Consider the following 19,139-nt stretch of genomic DNA (forward strand, 5'->3'; position numbering starts at 1 on the left):
CCCCTACTGGACGCGGCCGTAGGCCGTGCGGATCTGCTGGAACGCGGTGTAGTTGGCGATGACGTCGACCTTGGTGATGTCGGGCTGCTCCGCCCTGAGCCGCTGCAGGACCTCGTCGACCCGGTCGGCGACCTCGAAGGCCACCCCGTCGGTCTCCAGCCGCAGGGCCAGGTCGGTGCGGCGCTCACCCATGATGAACACGCGGCGCCCGCGCAGCACCGTGTAGTCCACGTCCCAGAGCCAGGACGTGTCCTTGCCGTCGGGGATCTGCGCGTTCACGGAGAGGATGACCGGCACCCGGGGCGGGTCCAGGACCGCGAAGGACTCCAGCCATCCGGCCGGGTTCTTGGCGAGCAGCAGGCGCACCTCCACGCCCATGGTCACCACGGAGGTGTACCGCCCGGCGACGGAGGTGATCTCGCGGAGCCGCTCGACGGCGCGCACCGGGTGGATGCCGTACCCTGCCGCGGTGGCGGCGGCGATGGCGGCGTTGGACCGGTTGGCGTCACCGGGCAGGTTGAGCTGGAGCCGCACACGCTGGCCGTCGGGGCAGACGAGGGAGTCGGTGTCGTTCTCCACCCCCCAGGCCGTCTGGGGACGGGTCAGTCCGCACTCGGGGCACTCCCAGTGCGGGTCGACGTCGCGCTTGAGGTGACCGCCGCACTCGGGGCAGCACCAGGAGTCCTCCTTCCAGCGCTGGCCGGCCGAGACCCAGGTGGCGTTCGGCGCGCCCAGCCCCGCCCAGGCGACGAGGGGGTCGTCGGCGTTGGCGATGACGTGCGTGTCGGTCTCGCCGAGCGCGGTGCGCCACTTCTTGGCGAGGAGGTTGATCTCCGAGGCGCGGTCCATCTGGTCGCGGCTCAGGTTCATCAGCACCACGAACGCCGGCCGGGTGGCGCGCAGGACCTGCGGAAGGTACTTCTCGTCGACCTCCAGCACGCCGTTGACGGCGGAGGTGTTGTTGGACAGCGCCGTGATGTGCCCGGTGGGCATGTTCGCGCCGAACTCGTTGGTGGCGACGTCACCGAGCTCGCGCAGGGCCTGCGTGATGAGCTTGGTGGTGGTCGTCTTGCCGTTGGTGGCGCTGACCAGGGCCAGGCGGCGCCCCTGGGCGAGCTTGGCGAGCAGGTCGGGCTCGACCTTGAGCGCGACCCTGCCACCGATCACGGAGCCGTCTCCGCGTCCGGTCGCGCGCGACAGACTGGCTGCGCTCCTACCCAGTACCGATGCCAGTTGGGCGCGCAGGGGAAGCTCGCTCATCTACTCTCCAGGTCGCTGGATCGCCCGCGCCACCACGTGGCGGTCGCGGGTGACGTGTTGGGGCCAAGACTAGTGTCCACCTCGGGTCAGACCCGCCAGTCCAGGCGCTCGGGGGGCGGTCCCAGGTTGGGCGGCACCCGGTCGGGCACCTCGGCGCCGTCGGGAGCCCCGGCCGGCACCGGAGCCGAGCCCCTCCCGCCGGGGGGCGGATCGGGGAGCGTTCTCCGCGGCCGTGCCCCGTCGGTGCGGCGCCCCGGCGCGGAGGTGTGCCCCTCCCCGTCCGACGCCGCGACGGCGCCGTGTCCGGTGGTTCGGGAGTCCTCCACTGTGGCCAGGGTGGCTGTGGACAGGCTGAGGATACCCGGGTTGGTGTCGGTGAGAACAGGCCCGTCGTCGCCCAGGACCAGTGCCGCCGTGTACGGCAGCCGCCGCAGCGACCCGGCGTCCAGACCGATCGGCCGCGACGCTCCCTCTCCCTCCGCGCCGGCCCGGGCGGGCGCGTCGATCTCCTCGGCCTGCGCGGTGGCCCGCCCCCAGGCGGTGGCCGATCTCACATGGCGGACGAGGTCGAGGGGCGCGATCCCGGACGCCGCGTTGCGGATCATCGCCCCCGACTCGGTGTGCGGGGAGGCGAAGAAGCGGTCGTCGGCCTCCGCCTCGGCCTCGGGGTCCGGGTCGGGTTCGGTGACCGTCGCGCCCACCGCCTCGCCGATCACCTCGGTCAGCCGGTGCACGGTGAGTCCCCCCGCACCCCGCCTGGCGGTACCCGGCCCGGGCCCCGCGGCGCGCCCGCCCGGGTCCGGCGCGCCCGGTTCCACCCGCCCGTTCCCGCCTGGCGCGGACGTGCCCCCGTGCCCGCTCACGCCCGGCACCGAGGCCGCGGCCCGCTCGACCGTGTCCGCGGCCCCGCCGCGCTGGCGCATGACCACCGGCAGGCAGGCGGGATCGGAGAACCTGGCGAGGGCGGCCGGGGACGGGGTGCGGAACATGAGCACCACCTCCACGCCCCCCTCGGCGGCGGCGCGCAGCACCTGGTCCACCTCCCCCTCCGGCAGGCTCTCCGCCCCGCAGACCACGACCGTGCGGGTGCGCTCCGGGCGCGGCCGGGGCCGCCGCGCCGCGGCCGCTGTCGGCCCCTCGCGCGGGCCGTCCTCCAACAGCTCGCTGAGCGCCGCCACCGTGTAGGTCCCGTACATCCGGGCCGCGACCTCTCCGGACGCCCGGTCGGTGGAGATGATCTTGATCTGCGCGTACGTGCCGTCCTCGGCACGGGTGCCGACCGTCTCGAAGGGGCTCAGCCGCCGCTCCAGCTCCCAGGCCCGTTCCCAGACCCCCGGAGTGTCGGCGCAGCGTCGGCGCACCCGGGTGCGCTGGTCCGCGCTCAGCCGCACCAGCGCCGGGTCGTCCTCGGCCGCGTCGCCCTCGGGTGTGCACAGCGCGCGCAGACCGCCGATCAGCTCCGCGATCCCGGCGTCGGGACCGAGCACCTCCAACAGCCGCAGCAGGAGGGTCTCGTCGGCGTCGACGTCCTCCGCCGAGCCGGACGCGGCGGCGACCGCGGACAGGACCCGGGCCCGCTGGCCCGCGTCCAGGTTGGTCCCGAGGGTCATCCGGGGCAGGTCGGCGGGGAGCACCCAGCGGCGCGGGGCGACGGCGCACCGGCGTGCGAGCCGGACCAGCTCGCGGGCGACCGACCGCCCGGTGAGGTCGACGACGGTGAGGTCCCCGCCGCTCCGCAGGCGCGAGACTCCGACCGTGGTGAGCAGGGCGGACCACCCGACGTCGGTGCCCCCGACCACGACGACCGCCTCGCGGCCGGTCGGCACGGTGACCCCGTACCAGTGCGGCTGGGCCTCGTAGGCACGGCTGGCCGCCTGCCACTCCGTGTGCCTGCGGGCGTGGTCGCGTTGGCGCTCGCGCAGGGCGCGCTCGCGCTCCTCCCGCTCGGCCGCCAGCCGTTCCTCGGCTCTGGCCAGGCGTTGGGCGATGACCTGCCGGCTCTGCACCAGCGCGAACCCGACGGGTGCGGCGATGGCCGCGCAGGCGAACACGCCGCCCACGGCGAGGGCGGCGGGCAGGATCCGCTGTGACCACAGCAGGAGGAACAGGACGGCGAACAGGGTCAGCCCGACCAGCGCGATGTGGAGCGGCCGGTTGGTCTGGGCCTCGCTGTCCCGCTGGCCCGCGATCCACTCCTCGCTGAGGGTCCGCGTGTCGTCGGGCGCCGGACGGCGCGGGGCCGGACCCGGATGCGGCAGGAGGACGGCGTGCCGCCAACCGAGGTAGGTCCGTCCGGCCTCGCCTCGGGGTGAACCTTCCGTCCGTGGGGTGGGCACCGTCCGAACACCTCCTGACCGGCCTCGGTGAGGGCTCCGGGCGCACCCGGAGTGGGGCATGAGGCCGTGACCAGCCCGCCGAACCAAGTCAAGCAGGCCAGGCCACGCGCTGCCAGCCTCTCGCCGTCGCCTGTGGACAACCGGCGTGCCGGATCCGGCGCACCCGAGGTCGTCGCTCACCGCGCGGTGGGCGCCGGGACGCGTCCGGTCCACGCCCACACCAGGCACCCGAGTCCGCTGACCCCCGCCCCCAGGAGGCACACCGCTCCCCAGCCGAAGGCGGCGTAGAGCCCGGTCGCGGCGATCGCGCCCGAGGCGCTGCCGACCGAGTAGAAGACCATGTACCCGCCGATCAGGCGGCTTCCCGCCCCGGGACGCAGCGCGTGGACCAGGTTCTGGTTGGTGACGTGGACGGCCTGGACCGCCAGGTCGAGCACGACCACACCCGCCACCAGGGCCCAGAGCGACTGGCGCGTGAACGCCAGGGGAAGCCACGAGAGGGTGAGCAGGACCAGGCCGGCGCCGGTGGTCCAGTGGGACAGGCCCCGGTCGTTGAGGCGGCCCGCCGCCGTCGCCGCGACGGCTCCCGCGGCCCCCGCCAGGCCGAAGGCGCCGATCGCGGTGTGCGACAGGGACAGCGGCGGCTCGCTCAGCGGCAGGGCGACGCAGCTCCACAGGACACTGAAGGCGGCGAAGACCAGCAGGCCGAGCAGCGCGCGCACGCGCAGGAGGCGTTCGGCGGCGAACAGGGCGACGGTGGAGCGGAGCAGGCCCGCGTACCCGACGGCGGACGCGGGCGCGGTCCCGGCGGGGAGCGCCCGGTGCAGGACCAGGGCGAGCACGCAGACGAGTGCCGCCGAGGCGAGGTAGACCGCGCGCCATCCGGCGAGGTCCGCCAGAGCGCCCGAGACCGTGCGCGCCAGCAGGATGCCGACCACGATGCCGCCGGTGACGGACCCGACGACCCTCCCACGCCGGTCCGGCTCGGCGAGCGCGGCGGCGTGCGCCACCAGGGTCTGGGCCACGACCGCCAGCAGGCCCACGGCCGTCGTGCCGACCAGCAGGACCGCCGCGGCGGGCGCCGTGCCGCTGACGACCAGGGCCGCCGCCAGCGCCACCAGCTGGACCACGACCAGGCGCCGCCGGTCGAGCACGTCTCCGAGGGGGACGAGGAGGACGAGCCCGAGGGCGTAGCCGACCTGGGTGAGGGTGACGACGGCCCCGACGGCGCCCTCACCGACCCCCAGTTCCCGGCCCATCGTGGCGAGCAGGGGTTGCGCGAGGTAGACGTTGGCGACGGCCGCGCCGCAGGCGACGGCGAGGAGGAACGTGGCGCTCCTGGTGAGCGTGCCGCCGCGGGCCGTCCCCCGTGTGCGTCCGGTGTCGTGCGTCGACGGGGATCCGTCGTCCATCGGGCCTCCCTGGTTGCAAGTTGCTACCTAAGGGGACGATAGCCAGCACTGGTAGCATGTTGCAACCAACAAGCGCGGAGGGATCCCATGGTGAAGCGGACGAGGCTCGACGACAGCGACTGCCCGGTCGCACGGTCGGTCGACGCGATCGGCGACTGGTGGTCCCTGCTCATCGTGCGGGACGCCTTCGACGGCAGCCGCCGCTTCGGCGACTTCCGGAGGAGTCTGGGCGTGGCGAAGAACATCCTCGCCGCCCGCCTGCGCACCCTGGTCGAGGGCGGAGTCCTGGAGAGCGTCCCGGCGTCCGACGGCGGCTCCCACCGGGAGTACGTCCTGACTCCGATGGGGCGGGACCTGTTCCCCGTGATCGTGGCGCTGCGCCAGTGGGGCGAGGCGCACTTCTTCGACCCCGGCGAGCCGCGTTCGGAGATGCTCGACGCCCGGGGCCGCCCTCCCCGCGCGCTGGAGGTGCGGGCGGTCGACGGGGGCGCGCTCGGTCCCGAGGACGTCGTCGTCAGGAAGGTCGGGCGCCCGGAGGAGCCGTCACGGTGACGGCGCCCCCGTGTCCGCGCGGGGCTCGGGAAACGGCGGGGGCGCCGGTGCCGACGGTCGTCCCGTCCGCACCGGCGCCCCGCGCGTCCCGGTCGGCCCGGCGCTCACGCGCCGGTCGCGTACCCGGGTGTCAGGCCTGCACCTGGAGGTCGATCACCTTGCCGACCTCGGCGTTCACCGGGTACTCACCGGTGAAGCCCTGGGAGGCGAGGACCCGCACCTTCCACGACCCGTCGGCCGCGAAGAAGCGGAAGGTGCCCTCGTCGCCGGTGGCCACCTCGCCCACGAAGTCGTCGGACTCGTTCAGGAGCCGGGCGTAGGCGCCGCGCAGCGGCTTGCCGTCCCGGGTCACCGTGCCCTGGATGACCGCCTGGTCACCGGCGTCCACGTCGGCGAGGGCCACGCCCCCGACCGGTGCTCCGCAGCTGTCGCTCACTTGGCCTCCGCCTCTCCGAGCTCGACCGGAACGCCCACGAGGGAGCCGTACTCGGTCCAGGAACCGTCGTAGTTCTTCACGTTGTCCAGCCCGATGATCTCGTGCAGGGCGAACCAGGTGTGCGAGGAGCGCTCGCCGATACGGCAGTACGCGATGATCTCCTTGTCGAGGTCCACACCGGCCTCGGTGTAGAGCTCGCGCAGCTCCTCGGCGGTCTTGAACGTGCCGTCCTCGTTGGCGGTCTTCGCCCACGGGATGTTGCGCGCCGTCGGGATGTGGCCGGGGCGCTGGGAGGTCTCCTGCGGCAGGTGCGCCGGAGCCAGCAGCTTGCCGGTGAACTCGTCGGGCGAGCGGACGTCGACCAGGTCCTTGGCGCCGATGGCGGCGACGACCTCGTCGCGGAAGGCCCGGATGCCGTGGTTCTGCTCCTGGGCCGTGTACGAGGTGGCGGCCCGCTCCGGGACCTCCTTGACGAGCTCGCGGGAGTCCAGCTCCCACTTCTTGCGGCCGCCGTCCAGGAGACGGACGTTGTCGTGGCCGTAGAGCTTGAAGTACCAGTAGGCGTACGCGGCGAACCAGTTGTTGTTGCCGCCGTACAGGATCACCTGGTCGTCGTTGGCGATGCCCTTCGCGGACAGCAGCTTCTCGAACCCGGTGCGGTCGACGAAGTCGCGGCGGACCGGGTCCTGGAGGTCCTTCTTCCAGTCGATCTTGACGGCGCCGCGGATGTGCCCCCCGTCGTAGGCGGACGTGTCCTCGTCGACCTCGACGAGGACCACGTTCTCGTCGTCCAGGTGAGCCTCCACCCAGTCGGCGTCCACAAGGACGTCGGAGCGGCTCATGGGGAACCTCCTGTGATTCGTGATGCGGTGTCGCGTGTGCTGGTCGGTGCCCTCCGGGCACGCGTTCGGGCCCGGAGGTCGGGGGTCAGGCGATCAGGGTGCGGGCGGACGCGGCGTCCCGGCCCCGGGCTCGGCACAGCCTGGCGGGGACGGCGGCACGCGATGCGACGGGCCCGTTCTCCCGATCCGCTCCCGCCGGGCTCGTCTCCGCCGCCCGGCGGGAGCCGGGCACGGCGGAGCGGCCGTGGTTCACGGGAGGGAAGGGTGCCGGGACGGCGAGACGCCGCCCGCGAGGGCCGACCTGCATGGCGTGGAGTCCCCGACTGCGTGCTCGGATACGGACCGGTCGCACGGAGGGGGCGTGGGCTGGGAAGCCCGTCCGCCCTAGGGACACAGACAGAGCGCGGCGGCGACACGGCAGAAGTCCACTGCCCGTCGCTTCGTCAGATACGCGCTCGTCAAGGAAGTCACGTCCTAGACGCTACAGGTGGGCCGAGGTGTTTGTCACGGGTGGGCTGGATCACAGCGAGGGACGTCGGTGCCGGTGGGGAGGGTGCGAGGGGCCGGTTCAGGCGATGGCCGCACCGAGCGCGGCGATCACGTCGGCCTTGCGGGGCTGCCCTCCGCCGCCGCGCACGACCCGCCCCGAGGCGTCCAGAACGAGCACGGTGGGGGTGCCGCGAAGGCCCAGGCGGCGCACGAGGTCGAGCCGGGACTCGGCGTCCACCTCCACGTGCGCGACGCCCCCGACCATGCCCGCGACGTCGTCGAGGACGCGCCGGGTGGCGCGGCAGGGCTGGCAGAACGCCGTGGAGAACTGCACGAGCGTGGCCCGCTCCCCCAGGTCGGCGCCCAGGTCCTCGCGGTCGAGCAGCTGGCCGTCCCAGGGGCGCGCGGCGTGGTCCCGGCCGCCCGCGCCGACCTCGTCCACGGTCACGGATCCCCCTTGCGAGCCGATCAGGCCGCCTCGGCGCCCATGAGCGGGACGTCCTGGGCCACGCCGGTGATCCTCAGGCCGTTGGACGTGGCCTCCATGTCGGTGACGGTCAGGCCGAACGGCAGCGCGGGCGCCTGCACGCTGAAGCTGAGCATGCCCTCGACCATGGACGAGACGTCGATCGGCGTGTCGCCCAACTGCACGTCGACGGGGGTGAGCCGCACGGTGTCGCCCTCGACGGTGAACTCGCCGCCCGCCGACACCGACGTGCTCAGACCCAGCTCGGGAAGGGCCAGCTCGCCGACGATGCGGGGTTCCCCGTCCTCGGTCGTGACGGTCATGCCCTCGGGCAGGTGGGCGCTGAAGTAGGAGTAGGGGACCACGAAGGAGCCGTCGATCTCCCCCGCGACGACGGAGGGCTGCTCGAGCAGGTCGCCCAGGGGCGCCTCGACGTCGCTCGCGGTCGCCTCGATCTGCTCGACGCTGACCCCGGCCATGGCGGCGCTGTCCGCGGTGATGGTGATCCGCGAGTACTCGCCGCTGACGACCTGGGGCAGGAAGGCCCAGCCCTCGATGGCCACGTCCGGGTTCTCGGTCATGTCCAGCTGCTGCGCCGTCCGCTCGGAGACCACGCCCTCCGCGACGCCGCGCAGCGCCACGTCCGCGACCACCGCGACGACTCCGATGAGGAACAGCAGGACGACGAGGAGCTTACGCATGAGTCCCAGCACACTTTCTTTCGCTCAGGCGCGCCTGTCGGCCGGTCCGTCCCGCCGGTCTAGGTCACACGCCGTCGGCACCCGATGGGGCCGGTCATGAAAAACCTGTAGGGAAGCGTACTTCACCCGGATTGCGACGACGTGTGCCTCGGTGCGGTTTCCCACCTGCGCGAAAGACACCGGTTCGAGATCTCTCGCGCCGGGCGTCGCGTCGTGCGGCGTCGGAGACGCGTTCAGCGGGGCGTCAGCATGGCGGCGAGGCCGTCGCTGGCCGAGGCGCCCGACAGGGAGAGCTCGATGACGTTCGTGGCCACCACCTGCGACGAGGAGCGGCGGGCGAACTCCAGGGTGTGCGGCTGCCGCTCGTGCTCCTCGCGGGCCAGCTCGTCGCGGTAGATCGCGTAGACGATGCGCTGGAGGGGCGCGTTGGGCACCGTGTGGCAGGCGAACAGCAGCGTGTCCGGCTCGTGGTGGGCGACCTGGTCGACGACGGCGTCGGCGATCTGGTCGAAGCCGTCCTCCTGGCCCTCGGCGAGGGTGTAGATCGTGATCACACCGCGCAGCTTGGACGGGGCCTGACGCGCCGGCGGAGCGTCGTAGCGGTCGGGCTCTGGGTTGCGACGCCTGCGGCGCACGGGTTCCTCCTGGGGCTCGGCGTAGGACTCGAAGGGCTCGTCGGCGTCGTCGTAACCGTCGTAGCGGTCGTCGTGGCGACCCTCGTCGTAGGGGTCCTCGTCGTCGTAGCGGTCGTCGTCCGCGTACCGGTCCCGGCGCCGGGGGCGCGCGACCATCGCGGAGGCGCCCCACAGGGCCGCGACGGCGCCCAGCACCAGCAGCGGGCCCAGGACGCCCAGACCCGTGCGGCCGACGACGACGCAGAGCAGGGCGGCCAGGGCGACCAGACCCAGCACCGACAGGTCGGGAACCCGGTCGCGCCCGCCGTCGCGCCGGCGCAGGACCGCGACGAGCGCGCAGACGAGGAAGACGGCGACCACGACGTGCGCGCCGCCGATGAGCCAGCGGGGGATGATGTCGTAGTGGTCGGCGAGGGCCGGGAAGGCGCGTTCGAAGCCTCCGCTCAGCCGGTCCACGGACAGCACCACCAGCGGAACGATGGTGAAGGCGCTGAGGAACAGGCGCGAGGCGAACCGGCCGCGCGGCGACCGGACGCCGTACTCGACCGCGCCCCATGCGAGGTAGAGCGGGCCCAGGAGGCTGATGCCGATCTGGTGGATCCGGAAGGTGACGTCGCCGAAGCCGAGGATCGCGCCGATCACGGCGGCGCTGAGCCCGGTGGCGATGCCGAGTGCGGCGACCAGCCAGCCGATCCTGGCGGTGCTGGGACGACGCTGGGCGTACGCGGCGAGAGCCGCGGTGGCGCTCCAGGCCACCAACGCGCTTGTGAATGCCAGTCCTACCGTCACCATCCCGACAATGATGCTGCACATCGACGGGTGGATGTGCACGTCAGTGCGGCGACGGGGGACAGTCTGCGGGAAGATCCCGCAGAGTGGGGGCACAACCCGCCCGACTAACTGTGACCTTCATCACCAGAATTGCACCGGGGACCCAGTGATCCCACGGGACCCACCGGTGGCCGTAGGCTCGAGACCAGCGGGGAGCGTCACCCCGGACATGGAGGGCCGCCTCCCCCAGCCGAGCCAGGAGAGAACCGTGCCGTACGACGCGCCGCGCCCGCCCTCTGGAGGGCCGGGAGCCGCCTTCTTCGACGTGGACAACACCCTGATGCGGGGCGCGTCGATCTACCACTTCGCACGGGGCCTGGCGTCCCGCGACCTGTTCACCACGCGCGACCTGCTGCGGTTCGCGTGGGGACAGACCGTGTTCCGCGTGACGGGCGCGGAGCAGCCCGACCACATCAACGCCGCCCGCGAGGCGGCTCTGGCGTTCGTCGCCGGGCACGACGTGTCCGACCTGGTCACCCTGTGCGAGGAGATCTACGACGACTCCATGGCCGACCGCATCTGGGAGGGCACCCGGCGGCTCGTCCAACGCCACCTGGACGCCGGGCAGCCCGTGTGGCTCGTGACGGCCACGCCCGTGGAACTGGCCCAGATCATCCGCAGGCGCCTGGGGCTCACCGGGGCGCTGGGCACCGAGGCGGAGAGCGTCGACGGCGTGTACACGGGACGGCTCAACGGGGACCTGCTGCACGGTCCCGCGAAGGCCGTGGCGGTGCGCGCGTTGGCGCGGAAGGAGGGATGGGACCTGACGGCCTGTTCGGCCTACAGCGACTCCTCCAACGACCTGCCGCTGCTGTCGCTCGTGGGCGACCCGCACGCGGTCAACCCCGACGGCGACCTCCGCAGGTACGCGCGCGCGCACGCGTGGCCGGTGCACGACTTCCGCAGACACAGAAAGGCGCTGAAGGTGGCCGTTCCAGCGGCTGTGGCGGGCGCCGTCGCCGGGGGCATGGCGGTGCGGGCACTGCGCCGCCGCCGGGCCTAGGGCGCGTTCCGGCGGGCACTGCCCGCCGTGGGGGTAGGGACCGCGGGGTGGGGCGTCGGCGGGGTTCCGCCGCGGCGGCTCAGCGGCCCAGGGTGGCCCGGGCGAGCGCCAGAACGTGGACGGGGCGCAGTCCGGCGCCGCGCGGCGGCTGGGCGGAGGCGCGGCTGTCGGCGTAGGACTCGAAGGCCTGGGCCGAGGTGTAGGACGGCGACCAGCGCAGGACGCGCTCCAGAGGGTCGGTGTCCCAGCGGGAGGCGTCCAGGGTCGCGCGCACCGAACGCGCGGCGCTGGCGCTCGCGTAGGCGATCCGACCGTGGCGGGCCAGGCCGCGCAGGACGCGCAACCCCGAGGCGGGCACCGGAAGCCGCTGGCCGCCGATCCTGCGCAGGCAGTGCGACAGGGGCACGGAGTCCTTGGCGGCGACGTCGAAGGACCCCGTCTCCTCGCTCAGCGCCATCCGCACGAGCGCCTCGGCGCCGTCGTCCTCGTGCAGGAAGCGCACGCGCGGGTCGCGGCCGAGCACGGTGGGGACGACCCGGGAGTCGAGGTACCGGGTGAGGGGCGTGTCCGTGGAGGGGCCGATGAGGTTGGCGAACCGCAGGACCGCCACGGAGACGTCGGGTCGGCGCCGCTGGAGTCCGCGGGCGTGTCGTTCGACCTCGGCCGCGTCGTCGGCGTCCAGGGTGGCGCTGGAGCGGAGCACGATCCGGTGCACGGACGCCGATCGCTGGGCCGCGGTCAGGGCCCGCATGGCGCCCAGGAGGTGGTCCTCGCGGTGGCGCCCGCGGTCGGCGTCGAGGCCCAGGTGGAGGACGAGGTCGGCGCCGGAGTCGGCGACGATCTGGGGCAGGCTCTCGTCGTGGAGGTCGACGTGCGCGTACTCCAGGGTCGGGGCGCCGTCGCCGGACGCCTCCCGGGCGTTCGGGGCGTAGGTCGCCCAGTCCTCACCCGAGGGCGGCGCGGAGTCCACTCCGATGACCCGACGCACGTCGGGCGCCCCCCTCAGGGTCTGCGCGACCCTGGCTGCCATGGGGCTGGAAACCCCGGTGACGAGTACGACACGAGCCATGGCGAGACGTTCCTTGGAAGACGGGAGCCGAGATTCCGGGAGGTCAACGGACGTTCACCGAGAGGTGAAGAATGTGTCCGCGACTTGTGAACCACAACAGCGGCACACCCGGAAAATTCCTGCGCGGTGCTCGGTACCGCGCGGGGAGGGAGGGGTGTCTCCGCGTCCGAAGGCGCGCCCAGGGCCCGCCCACGCCCGCGGAGAGACGACGTTCGCCGCGACTTCCTACTTCTTGTTGCGACGCGCCACACGCGTGCGCTTGAGCAGCTTGCGGTGCTTCTTCTTCGCCATCCGCTTGCGGCGCTTCTTGATGACGGAACCCATGGGATCACCCTCTCGCTGACTGAGGTGCCGGACATGCCGCACCAGTGGGCGGTGCCTTGCCGGCATGGAGCTCGGATGCGGTCGCCGTGCCCGCGGGGCACCGACCGGCGCCGGGCGCGGGGTGGCCCGTGGGCCGGGGCGGACCCCGGTGAGGCCGCCGACGGAGGCGTACGCCCACCGCACCCGAAGGCCCAGCTTACCGGTACGGGCACGCGGTCAGGGTCACGCCCCCGGAAGACCCATCGCGTCGGTGTACAGCTCCGCGGCGGGTTCGGCGTAGCTCACGCTGGCCAACCGCTCGTCGACGAAGGTCAGTGACGTGACGCTCGCCAGGTTGCACTCGCGCCTGTCCGGTCGGTGCCACAGGCGCTTGCTCTCGGCCGTGCGGCGCGCCATCCAGATCGGGAGCTGGTGGCTCACGCACACGGCCTCGCGGCCCCACGCGGCACGCCGCGCGTCCTTGATCGCGTCGACCATGCGGCCGACGATCTGCGTGTAGGGCTCCCCCCAGGACGGGCGGAACGGGTTGTACAGGCGTCTGAGCACCCTGGGGTCGCGCGCCGAGCGGGCCGACAGCGACATGCCCTGGAACCGGTTGGCCGCCTCGATGAGGCGGTCGTCCAGGGTCACGGGCAGGTCGAGCCGTTTCTGGAGCGGGATCGCCGTCTCCTGGGTCCGGTCCAGCGGGGAGGAGAACAGGGCGGCCACGTCGTGGCCCTCGAACCACTCCGCGGCCATCTCGGCCATCTGTTGGCCCCGGTCGCTGAGGTGGAAGTCGGGCAGTCTGCCGTACAGGACCCTGTCGGGGTTGTACACCTCGCCGTGACGCAGCAGGTGCACGACGGTGGTCGTCGTCATCGTGGTCGTCCTCTTGATCCGAATCGCGGGCGCGCCTAGCCCTGGGCCTCCGCCGCGGCTCGCGCGGCGCGGGGTAGCGCCGAGACCACGCGGTCGATGGCGGCGTCGTCGTGGGCTGCGGAGAAGAACCACGCTTCGAAGGCCGCGGGCGGCAGGTAGACGCCCTGGTCGAGCATGGCGTGGAAGAAGGCCGCGAACGCGGAGGTGTCGGTGGTGCGCGCGGTGTCGAAGTCGTGGACGTCCTGGTCGGTGAAGAACACCGTGAAGAGGTTGCCGCCGCCCTGGACGCGGTGCGGCACGCCGGCCTCGCTGAGCGCCTTGGAGACCTCGGACTCGACCTGGGCCGAGACGCGGTCGATGTGGGCGTAGACCTTGGGGGTGGCGCCGCGCAGCGTGGCGATCCCGGCCGCGGTGGCCAGCGGGTTCCCGGAGAGGGTGCCCGCCTGGTAGACGGGGCCCTCGGGGGCGAGGCGGTCCATGACGTCGGCACGGCCGCCGAAGGCCGCCGCGGGCAGGCCGCCGCCCATGACCTTGCCGAAGGTCATGAGGTCGGGGGCGACGCCCTCCAGCCCGTACCAGCCGGAGGCGCTGACGCGGAAGCCGGTGAGGACCTCGTCGAGGATGAGGAGGGCGCCGTGCGCGTGCGCGATCTCCTTCAGGCGGGCGTTGAACCCGTCCTTGGGCGGGACGACGCCCATGTTGGCGGGGCAGGCCTCGGCGATGACGCAGGCGATGTCGTCGCCGTGCTCGGCGAAGGCGCGCTCGACGGCCTCGGTGTCGTTGTAGGGCAGGACGAGGGTGTCGGCGGCGCTGGCGCCGGTCACGCCCGGGGAGTCGGGGAGGGCGAAGGTGGCCAGACCCGATCCGGCGGCGGCCAGGAGCGCGTCCACGTGGCCGTGGTAGTTTCCGGCGAACTTGACGATCTTGCCGCGCCCGGTGAAGCCGCGTGCGAGGCGGATCGCGGACATGGTGGCCTCGGTGCCGGAGTTGACGAGGCGGACCTTCTCCACGGGCGTGCGCTCGACGATGAGCTCGGCGAGCTCGACCTCGCCGGGCGTGGGCGCGCCGTACGAGGTTCCGGCCGCGACCGCGTCGTGGAGCGCCGCGACCACGGGAGGCGCGGCGTGGCCGAGGACGAGCGGACCCCAGGAGCAGACGAGGTCGACGTACCGCCGGCCCTCGGTGTCGGTCAGGTAGGGGCCTTCGCCCTTGACGAAGAAGGGCGGGGTGCCGCCCACGGCGCCGAAGGCGCGCACGGGCGAGTTCACGCCGCCGGGGACGACGGAGGCGGCCCGCTGGAAGAGCTCTGCGGAAGTCTGTTGATTACCCACGTCACCAGTGTGTCAGCTGTGTCCGGTTCGGTGACCGTGACCCGCCCCGTATCGGTCGCGGTGTCGCCGGTGGTCAGCGGCGGAGGAGGGCGCGGACGAGGGCGTGGACCCGGGTGCTGGGGTCGGCGCCGGGGGGAAGCCGTTCGGCGCGTCGGCAGGCGTCCTGGAGGCCGTGGGCGAAGTCGCGGAAGTGCGTCCTGCCCTTGTCCCAGGTACGGAGAGCGGACCTGAGCACCCTGGCCGCCGCGTCTCCGTCGACGAGGGGCGCCCGGTGGTCCCGCAGGTGGAGGAGCAGCCAGGTCTCGAAGGTGGGAGTGGAGGGAGCGGACTCGACCCCCTGCCGTGTGGCCGAGGCCACGATCTCGGACACGTCCTCGCCGTCGGTGTCGAAGACCGCCCATACCTGTGTGTACTCGTCGCCGCGCGCCTGGGCGGCGCTTCGGACGACGGCCGCGCGCTGGGGGTGTTTGGCCTTCCTCGCGTGGACGGTGTGCAGGTTCACGTCCGGATGGCGCTTCATGGTGTCGAAGTAGCGCTTCTCCGTCTCGCCCTCGCAGACGACGAGGTAGACGTCCCGTTCCTCTCGCCGGGGACGGCGGCGCCGGAGGTCGGTCTCCTTCTCGCGCTTGCGCCGCTTGCTCACGTGGTGGCTTCCTCGGGCTGCTCGACGCGCCTGCGGAGGGCGCCCCGGAACAGTTCGTCGTCCACGTCCGGCACGGCTCCGTAGCGACCGGTGAGGTAGCGCCGGGCCCGGTTGTCGTCGGCGCGCGGTTTGAAGTCGCTGAGCGGGAAGAGCGCGGTCCGGCTCTGGTCGTCCTTCTCCACGAACCAGATGTGGTCGCGCCTGAGGACCTCCTCCCCGCGGATCCGACCGAGGAGGGCCGCGTCGTGGCTGGTGAAGATGAGTTGGGCGCCTCCGGGGTTCTGCCGCTCGTCCTGGAACAGGGAGATGATCCGTGCCGAGAGGTAGGGGTGCAGGCTGGCGTCGATCTCGTCGATGACGAAGACGCCGGTGGACTCCACGACGCGGCGTGCCTCGAACCCCATGGTGGCGAAGGTCCGGGTACCGAGGGACTCCTCCTCCCATCTCAGGGGCGTCGACTGCCCCGATGCCCGGTGGTGGAAGAGGAGGGTGGCACGCTGGCGTAGGACGAGATCGAGGGCGACACGCCTCCACCTCTCCTCCGGATGGCGCATGTCGATCGCGACGCCGCTGTCCTCGGGGTGACCGTGCTCCGCGAGAGCCCTGCGGAGGTTCTTCGCGGCGAGCTCAACCTGAACGTCGGCGTCGGAGGCCTCTCCGCCGTCCAGTTCCACCGACTCCACACCCGTGTCGGCCGAACGGAGGAGGTCACCCAGCTGCGACAGGCTCACGTCGGTCGCCGTTCCGTCGTGCACCCAGTCGGGGCGGTCCGAGCGACGCTCCGAGGCGAACACCACGCCCCGGGTGAACCACCGGTGGACGGGCATGACCTGCGCCTGCTTGGCCTGGGCCGCGACGGACAGGAAGAGGACGTTGGGGGCCGTGATCCCTTCCACCTGCCGGAGGTCCGATGACACGTCGTCGCCGAAGGTGAACGCGGTCCCGTCCCTCTCGAACACCACGCGCCTGCGTCGCTTGGGATAGGCGTACAGCCACTCTTCGAGCACGTGCTCGTCGTCGAAGGCGAAGCCGTACGTGTACCGCACGCCGTCGAGCACGAGGTCCACGACGAAGGTCGACGGTTCTTGGCGTGAGCGGGAATCGAGTCCGAACGGGTGGCGCCGCATCCCCCCGCCGGGCTCGTTGCCCCGGAACGACCACCGAACCGTGTCGCGCATGAGGGCGAGCGCGTCGAGGACGTTCGACTTGCCCGAGGCGTTGGCTCCGAAGATCCCCGCGACGGTGGTGGCCTCCCAGTCGGCCTCCCTGGGGCGGGCGTCGTCGTAGACCGGGGTGAGGAGGAGTTGCTGCTCCTCACGGATGGACTTGTGGTTCTCCACGCGGAAACTCAACAGCATGACGGACCTCCCCCTCGGGAACGCAGGGCTTCACGGCTTCTCGTGTGGAAAACCCACGCACCTGAAGTATGCCAACCCAGAGTTGGCGTAAACGTGCGCCCAGGGGGCGCCGCGTCCGGGGATCGGGTTCCGCGACCGCGCGGACCACGGCCCGCGACCGGCGTCGGCGAGGGTGTCGGGCGGTCCCGACCTGGGCCGGAGTTCTACCAGTGAGTAGCTTGGGTGGCGTACACCTTTGTCCACCGACCGGAGTTGGCATGGCGACGAACTTCACCACCGCGGACCTCATCGACGACCACGGCGACACGCTGCGCAGCTGTTCCACGCAGTTCCTGCGCCTCGGCCGCCGCGACCGCTTCTCCGGCCCCATCCGCACGGTCCGGTGCCACGAGGACAACGGCCTGGTCAAGCAGGTCCTCAACACCCCCGGCGAAGGCGCGGTCCTGGTCGTGGACGGGGGCGGCTCCCTGCGCTCGGCCCTGATGGGCGACATGATCGCCGAGTCCGCCGTGCGCAACGGCTGGGCGGGCGTGGTGATCCACGGCGCCGTCCGCGACACCGTCGCCCTGGGCGGGCTCGACCTGGGCGTCAAGGCCCTGGGCTCCAACCCCCGCAAGTCCGCCAAGGACGCCGCGGGACGGCTGGACGTTCCGGTCACCTTCGGCGACGTCACCTTCGTGCCCGGCGAGTGGCTGTACAGCGACGAGGACGGGATCGTCGTCAACGCCGAGCGCGTGTAGTCGCGGGCGCCCTCCGCACCGCCGGGAACCGCCCGTCTCCGCATCCACGCGGGCCGGGGTCGTGAGGGGGGCGCCCCTCCCGCCGTCCGGATCCGGTCAGCGGCCGTCCCCGGCGAACTCCTCGCTCGCGTCGGAGAGGATGTCGAGCACCGCGATCGGGTCGGGCAGCGGAACCGACCCGCCCTCGTCGTAGGGCGCCCGGATCCACGTGACCCGGTCGCCGGACGGCAGCACCGAGGGCGCGCCGAGCACGAAGCTGTCCCGGCAGTGCCACCGCAGGCCCGGGGTCTCCTCGACCGACTCGGGGACGCAGTCCAGATGGCACGACCACCACTCGTCCTCGTCCACCGGCGAGCGGGTCGCCACGAAGAACAGGTAGCGCGTGGACTCGACCGCCGCGACCGGTCCCGCCGGGACGCCCGCGCGGCCCATCCGCGCCAGGGCCATCACACCGGCCTCGCGCGGCACGTCGAACACGTCGAAGACCCGGCCGGTCGGCAGGATCACGTTCGCGTGGGGCGAGGCGGTCCACCACCGGCGGATGGTGTCGGTGTCGGTGCTCGCCTCCACGCCCCACGCCATGGTGACCGGGTGCGCCGCGGGGTCCGGACAGCCCATCCGGTCGCACGTGCACGCCCGGTCCTCACCGGGCGCGGCCCCGCGTACCACCGGCCAACCGAGCCGTGCGTACCGGAGCGCCGACTCCAGCATGCTGTCGGTCGTGTGGCGCCGTTTCCGTCGATAGAGCACCTCTGCCATCGAGCCCCCCGGTGGTCGTTCGTGATCGGGACGCGGCCGGTGGCTGGTGGCCCCACGCCCGGCGACCGCGACCGGCGTGGAAGGCCCGGCGCCGTCACCGGAGCAGACGCGCCGCCTCGGTCGCCCAGTACGTGAGGACCTGCTCGGCCCCCGCCCTGCGGTAGGACGTGAGCGTCTCGACGATGGCCCGCTCTCGGTCGAGCCAGCCGCGCTCCGCCGCCGCCTCGATCATCGCGTACTCGCCGCTGACCTGGTAGGCCGACACGGGTACGGGAGAGGACTCGGCGACCTTCGCGACGATGTCGAGGTAGGCCAGGCCCGGCTTGACCATGACCATGTCCGCGCCCTCGGCGACGTCCAGGGCGACCTCGCGCAGGGCCTCCCGGGCGTTGGCCGGGTCCTGCTGGTAGCCGGAGCGGTCGCCGAACCGGGGCGCGCCCTCGGCGGCCTCGCGGAACGGCCCGTAGAAGGCCGACGCGTACTTGGCGGCGTAGGCGAGGATCGGCACACCGGTGTGCCCGGCGCCGTCGAGCCCGGCCCGGATCGCCGCGACCTGGCCGTCCATCATCCCGCTCGGCGCGACGACGGCGGCGCCCGCGTCCGCCTGGGCCGCCGCGATCGACGCGTACCGTTCCAGGGTGCGGTCGTTGTCCACGTTCCCGTCGGTCGTCAGCGGACCGCAGTGGCCGTGCGAGGTGTACTCGCACAGGCACAGGTCGGCCATCACCACGATGTCCGCCCCGACCTCGGCCGACAGGTCGCGCAGGGCCGCCTGCACGACGCCGTCCGGGTCGTCGGCCGCCGAGCCGCGCTCGTCCTTGTGCGCGGGGACGCCGAAGAGCATGAGGCCCCCGACCCCCGCCGCGGCGGCCTCGACCGCGGCCTTGCGCAGGCTGTCGCGCGTGTGCTGCACCTGGCCGGGCATGGAGGAGATCGCCACCGGTTCGGCGAGCCCCTCCTTGACGAACATCGGCAGGATGAGGTTCTCCGGGAGCACCCGCGTCTCGGCGACGAGGCGGCGCATCGCCGCGCCGCGGCGCAGTCGGCGCGGTCGGGCGGCGGGGAACGCGGCGTCGTGGCTGGAGGCGGTCATC

The 19,139-nt window shown here is 72.9% G+C and carries 20 protein-coding genes; 3 read left to right on the forward strand and 17 right to left on the reverse strand.

Features of this window, described 5'->3' with window-relative positions:
- Nucleotides 1–3 precede the first annotated feature (3 nt).
- The 3 genes from ACIBFB_RS06595 to ACIBFB_RS06605 all read right to left on the reverse strand — a co-directional run bounded on the left by ACIBFB_RS06595 (nucleotide 4) and on the right by ACIBFB_RS06605 (nucleotide 5,008).
- On the reverse strand, nucleotides 4–1,260 hold the full coding sequence (locus ACIBFB_RS06595) for a MurT ligase domain-containing protein (RefSeq protein WP_397226981.1): 1,257 nt from the start codon (nucleotides 1,258–1,260) through the stop codon (nucleotides 4–6).
- A gap of 86 nt (nucleotides 1,261–1,346) precedes the next feature.
- Nucleotides 1,347–3,596 carry a hypothetical protein gene (locus tag ACIBFB_RS06600; RefSeq protein ID WP_397226983.1) on the reverse strand — a complete coding sequence of 750 codons (2,250 nt, stop codon included), beginning with the start codon at nucleotides 3,594–3,596 and terminating at the stop codon, nucleotides 1,347–1,349.
- Nucleotides 3,597–3,772: 176 nt separating this feature from the next.
- Nucleotides 3,773–5,008, reverse strand: coding sequence for an MFS transporter (locus tag ACIBFB_RS06605; RefSeq protein ID WP_397226985.1), 1,236 nt, complete (start codon nucleotides 5,006–5,008; stop codon nucleotides 3,773–3,775).
- Nucleotides 5,009–5,095: 87 nt separating this feature from the next.
- Here ACIBFB_RS06605 and ACIBFB_RS06610 point away from each other — a divergent pair, with 87 nt between their 5' ends.
- Nucleotides 5,096–5,560 (forward strand): winged helix-turn-helix transcriptional regulator, encoded by a 465-nt coding sequence (locus tag ACIBFB_RS06610; protein WP_397226987.1) that lies wholly within the window; start codon nucleotides 5,096–5,098, stop codon nucleotides 5,558–5,560.
- A 130-nt stretch (nucleotides 5,561–5,690) separates the two neighbouring features.
- Here ACIBFB_RS06610 and ACIBFB_RS06615 read toward each other — a convergent pair whose 3' ends face one another.
- The 6 genes from ACIBFB_RS06615 to ACIBFB_RS06640 all read right to left on the reverse strand — a co-directional run bounded on the left by ACIBFB_RS06615 (nucleotide 5,691) and on the right by ACIBFB_RS06640 (nucleotide 9,888).
- The gene (locus tag ACIBFB_RS06615; protein WP_397226989.1) at nucleotides 5,691–5,996 is read right to left on the reverse strand and encodes a DUF1416 domain-containing protein; all 306 of its coding nucleotides are present in this window, start codon (nucleotides 5,994–5,996) and stop codon (nucleotides 5,691–5,693) included.
- The gene (locus tag ACIBFB_RS06620) at nucleotides 5,993–6,838 is read right to left on the reverse strand and encodes a sulfurtransferase (RefSeq protein WP_397226991.1); all 846 of its coding nucleotides are present in this window, start codon (nucleotides 6,836–6,838) and stop codon (nucleotides 5,993–5,995) included. The genes ACIBFB_RS06615 and ACIBFB_RS06620 overlap by 4 nt, the downstream gene beginning before the upstream one ends.
- Before the next feature lie 384 nt (nucleotides 6,839–7,222).
- Nucleotides 7,223–7,309 (reverse strand): putative leader peptide, encoded by an 87-nt coding sequence (locus tag ACIBFB_RS06625; RefSeq protein WP_352983320.1) that lies wholly within the window; start codon nucleotides 7,307–7,309, stop codon nucleotides 7,223–7,225.
- Nucleotides 7,310–7,406: 97 nt separating this feature from the next.
- Nucleotides 7,407–7,712, reverse strand: coding sequence for a thioredoxin family protein (locus ACIBFB_RS06630; protein WP_397227516.1), 306 nt, complete (start codon nucleotides 7,710–7,712; stop codon nucleotides 7,407–7,409).
- An 83-nt stretch (nucleotides 7,713–7,795) separates the two neighbouring features.
- Entirely contained in the window at nucleotides 7,796–8,494 is a 699-nt protein-coding gene (locus tag ACIBFB_RS06635) for a DUF2993 domain-containing protein (RefSeq protein ID WP_397226993.1), read from the reverse strand.
- A gap of 233 nt (nucleotides 8,495–8,727) precedes the next feature.
- Nucleotides 8,728–9,888 carry a putative quinol monooxygenase gene (locus tag ACIBFB_RS06640; RefSeq protein ID WP_397227518.1) on the reverse strand — a complete coding sequence of 387 codons (1,161 nt, stop codon included), beginning with the start codon at nucleotides 9,886–9,888 and terminating at the stop codon, nucleotides 8,728–8,730.
- Nucleotides 9,889–10,168: 280 nt separating this feature from the next.
- On the opposite strand from ACIBFB_RS06640, the gene ACIBFB_RS06645 reads away from it, so the two are divergent.
- Nucleotides 10,169–10,963: an HAD family hydrolase gene (locus ACIBFB_RS06645; RefSeq protein ID WP_397226995.1), complete on the forward strand. Its 795-nt coding sequence runs from the start codon at nucleotides 10,169–10,171 to the stop codon at nucleotides 10,961–10,963.
- Nucleotides 10,964–11,042: 79 nt separating this feature from the next.
- Here ACIBFB_RS06645 and ACIBFB_RS06650 read toward each other — a convergent pair whose 3' ends face one another.
- The 6 genes from ACIBFB_RS06650 to ACIBFB_RS06675 form a co-directional block, all read right to left on the reverse strand.
- Nucleotides 11,043–12,032, reverse strand: coding sequence for an epimerase (locus ACIBFB_RS06650; RefSeq protein WP_397226997.1), 990 nt, complete (start codon nucleotides 12,030–12,032; stop codon nucleotides 11,043–11,045).
- Between the two features lie 225 nt (nucleotides 12,033–12,257).
- The gene (locus ACIBFB_RS06655; protein WP_013155353.1) at nucleotides 12,258–12,356 is read right to left on the reverse strand and encodes a 30S ribosomal protein bS22; all 99 of its coding nucleotides are present in this window, start codon (nucleotides 12,354–12,356) and stop codon (nucleotides 12,258–12,260) included.
- A gap of 222 nt (nucleotides 12,357–12,578) precedes the next feature.
- The gene (locus tag ACIBFB_RS06660; RefSeq protein WP_397227000.1) at nucleotides 12,579–13,214 is read right to left on the reverse strand and encodes a histidine phosphatase family protein; all 636 of its coding nucleotides are present in this window, start codon (nucleotides 13,212–13,214) and stop codon (nucleotides 12,579–12,581) included.
- Nucleotides 13,215–13,249: 35 nt separating this feature from the next.
- Nucleotides 13,250–14,545, reverse strand: a complete 1,296-nt coding sequence (hemL, locus tag ACIBFB_RS06665; protein WP_397227002.1) for a glutamate-1-semialdehyde 2,1-aminomutase — start codon at nucleotides 14,543–14,545, stop codon at nucleotides 13,250–13,252.
- A 73-nt stretch (nucleotides 14,546–14,618) separates the two neighbouring features.
- Nucleotides 14,619–15,188 carry an RloB family protein gene (locus tag ACIBFB_RS06670; RefSeq protein ID WP_397227004.1) on the reverse strand — a complete coding sequence of 190 codons (570 nt, stop codon included), beginning with the start codon at nucleotides 15,186–15,188 and terminating at the stop codon, nucleotides 14,619–14,621.
- On the reverse strand, nucleotides 15,185–16,546 hold the full coding sequence (locus tag ACIBFB_RS06675; protein ID WP_397227006.1) for an ATP/GTP-binding protein: 1,362 nt from the start codon (nucleotides 16,544–16,546) through the stop codon (nucleotides 15,185–15,187). Before ACIBFB_RS06675 ends, ACIBFB_RS06670 begins: the two co-directional genes overlap by 4 nt.
- Nucleotides 16,547–16,803: 257 nt before the next feature.
- Between ACIBFB_RS06675 and rraA the strand changes: the two genes are divergently transcribed.
- The gene (rraA, locus tag ACIBFB_RS06680) at nucleotides 16,804–17,286 is read left to right on the forward strand and encodes a ribonuclease E activity regulator RraA (RefSeq protein WP_397227008.1); all 483 of its coding nucleotides are present in this window, start codon (nucleotides 16,804–16,806) and stop codon (nucleotides 17,284–17,286) included.
- A gap of 96 nt (nucleotides 17,287–17,382) precedes the next feature.
- Here rraA and ACIBFB_RS06685 read toward each other — a convergent pair whose 3' ends face one another.
- Both ACIBFB_RS06685 and hemB read right to left on the reverse strand, forming a co-directional pair.
- Nucleotides 17,383–18,045 carry a bifunctional DNA primase/polymerase gene (locus tag ACIBFB_RS06685; RefSeq protein WP_397227010.1) on the reverse strand — a complete coding sequence of 221 codons (663 nt, stop codon included), beginning with the start codon at nucleotides 18,043–18,045 and terminating at the stop codon, nucleotides 17,383–17,385.
- 94 nt (nucleotides 18,046–18,139) lie between these two features.
- Complete coding sequence (gene hemB, locus ACIBFB_RS06690) at nucleotides 18,140–19,138, reverse strand: porphobilinogen synthase (RefSeq protein ID WP_397227012.1); 999 nt, start codon at nucleotides 19,136–19,138, stop codon at nucleotides 18,140–18,142.
- Nucleotide 19,139: the final 1 nt, after the last annotated feature.

The organism is Nocardiopsis sp. NPDC050513 (assembly GCF_044457925.1).
Lineage (GTDB): Bacteria > Actinomycetota > Actinomycetes > Streptosporangiales > Streptosporangiaceae > Nocardiopsis.

What these genes read in the sequence shown, in the direction of transcription:
- ACIBFB_RS06655 (WP_013155353.1), bottom strand. Translation starts at nt 12,356, where the DNA reads ATGGGTTCCGTCATCAAGAAGCGCCGCAAGCGGATGGCGAAGAAGAAG.
- ACIBFB_RS06685 (WP_397227010.1), bottom strand. Translation starts at nt 18,045, where the DNA reads ATGGCAGAGGTGCTCTATCGACGGAAACGGCGCCACACGACCGACAGC.
- ACIBFB_RS06650 (WP_397226997.1), bottom strand. Translation starts at nt 12,032, where the DNA reads ATGGCTCGTGTCGTACTCGTCACCGGGGTTTCCAGCCCCATGGCAGCC.
- ACIBFB_RS06595 (WP_397226981.1), bottom strand. Translation starts at nt 1,260, where the DNA reads ATGAGCGAGCTTCCCCTGCGCGCCCAACTGGCATCGGTACTGGGTAGG.
- ACIBFB_RS06660 (WP_397227000.1), bottom strand. Translation starts at nt 13,214, where the DNA reads ATGACGACGACCACCGTCGTGCACCTGCTGCGTCACGGCGAGGTGTAC.
- ACIBFB_RS06610 (WP_397226987.1), top strand. Translation starts at nt 5,096, where the DNA reads ATGGTGAAGCGGACGAGGCTCGACGACAGCGACTGCCCGGTCGCACGG.
- ACIBFB_RS06675 (WP_397227006.1), bottom strand. Translation starts at nt 16,546, where the DNA reads ATGCTGTTGAGTTTCCGCGTGGAGAACCACAAGTCCATCCGTGAGGAG.
- hemB (WP_397227012.1), bottom strand. Translation starts at nt 19,138, where the DNA reads ATGACCGCCTCCAGCCACGACGCCGCGTTCCCCGCCGCCCGACCGCGC.
- ACIBFB_RS06635 (WP_397226993.1), bottom strand. Translation starts at nt 8,494, where the DNA reads ATGCGTAAGCTCCTCGTCGTCCTGCTGTTCCTCATCGGAGTCGTCGCG.
- ACIBFB_RS06620 (WP_397226991.1), bottom strand. Translation starts at nt 6,838, where the DNA reads ATGAGCCGCTCCGACGTCCTTGTGGACGCCGACTGGGTGGAGGCTCAC.
- ACIBFB_RS06605 (WP_397226985.1), bottom strand. Translation starts at nt 5,008, where the DNA reads ATGGACGACGGATCCCCGTCGACGCACGACACCGGACGCACACGGGGG.
- rraA (WP_397227008.1), top strand. Translation starts at nt 16,804, where the DNA reads ATGGCGACGAACTTCACCACCGCGGACCTCATCGACGACCACGGCGAC.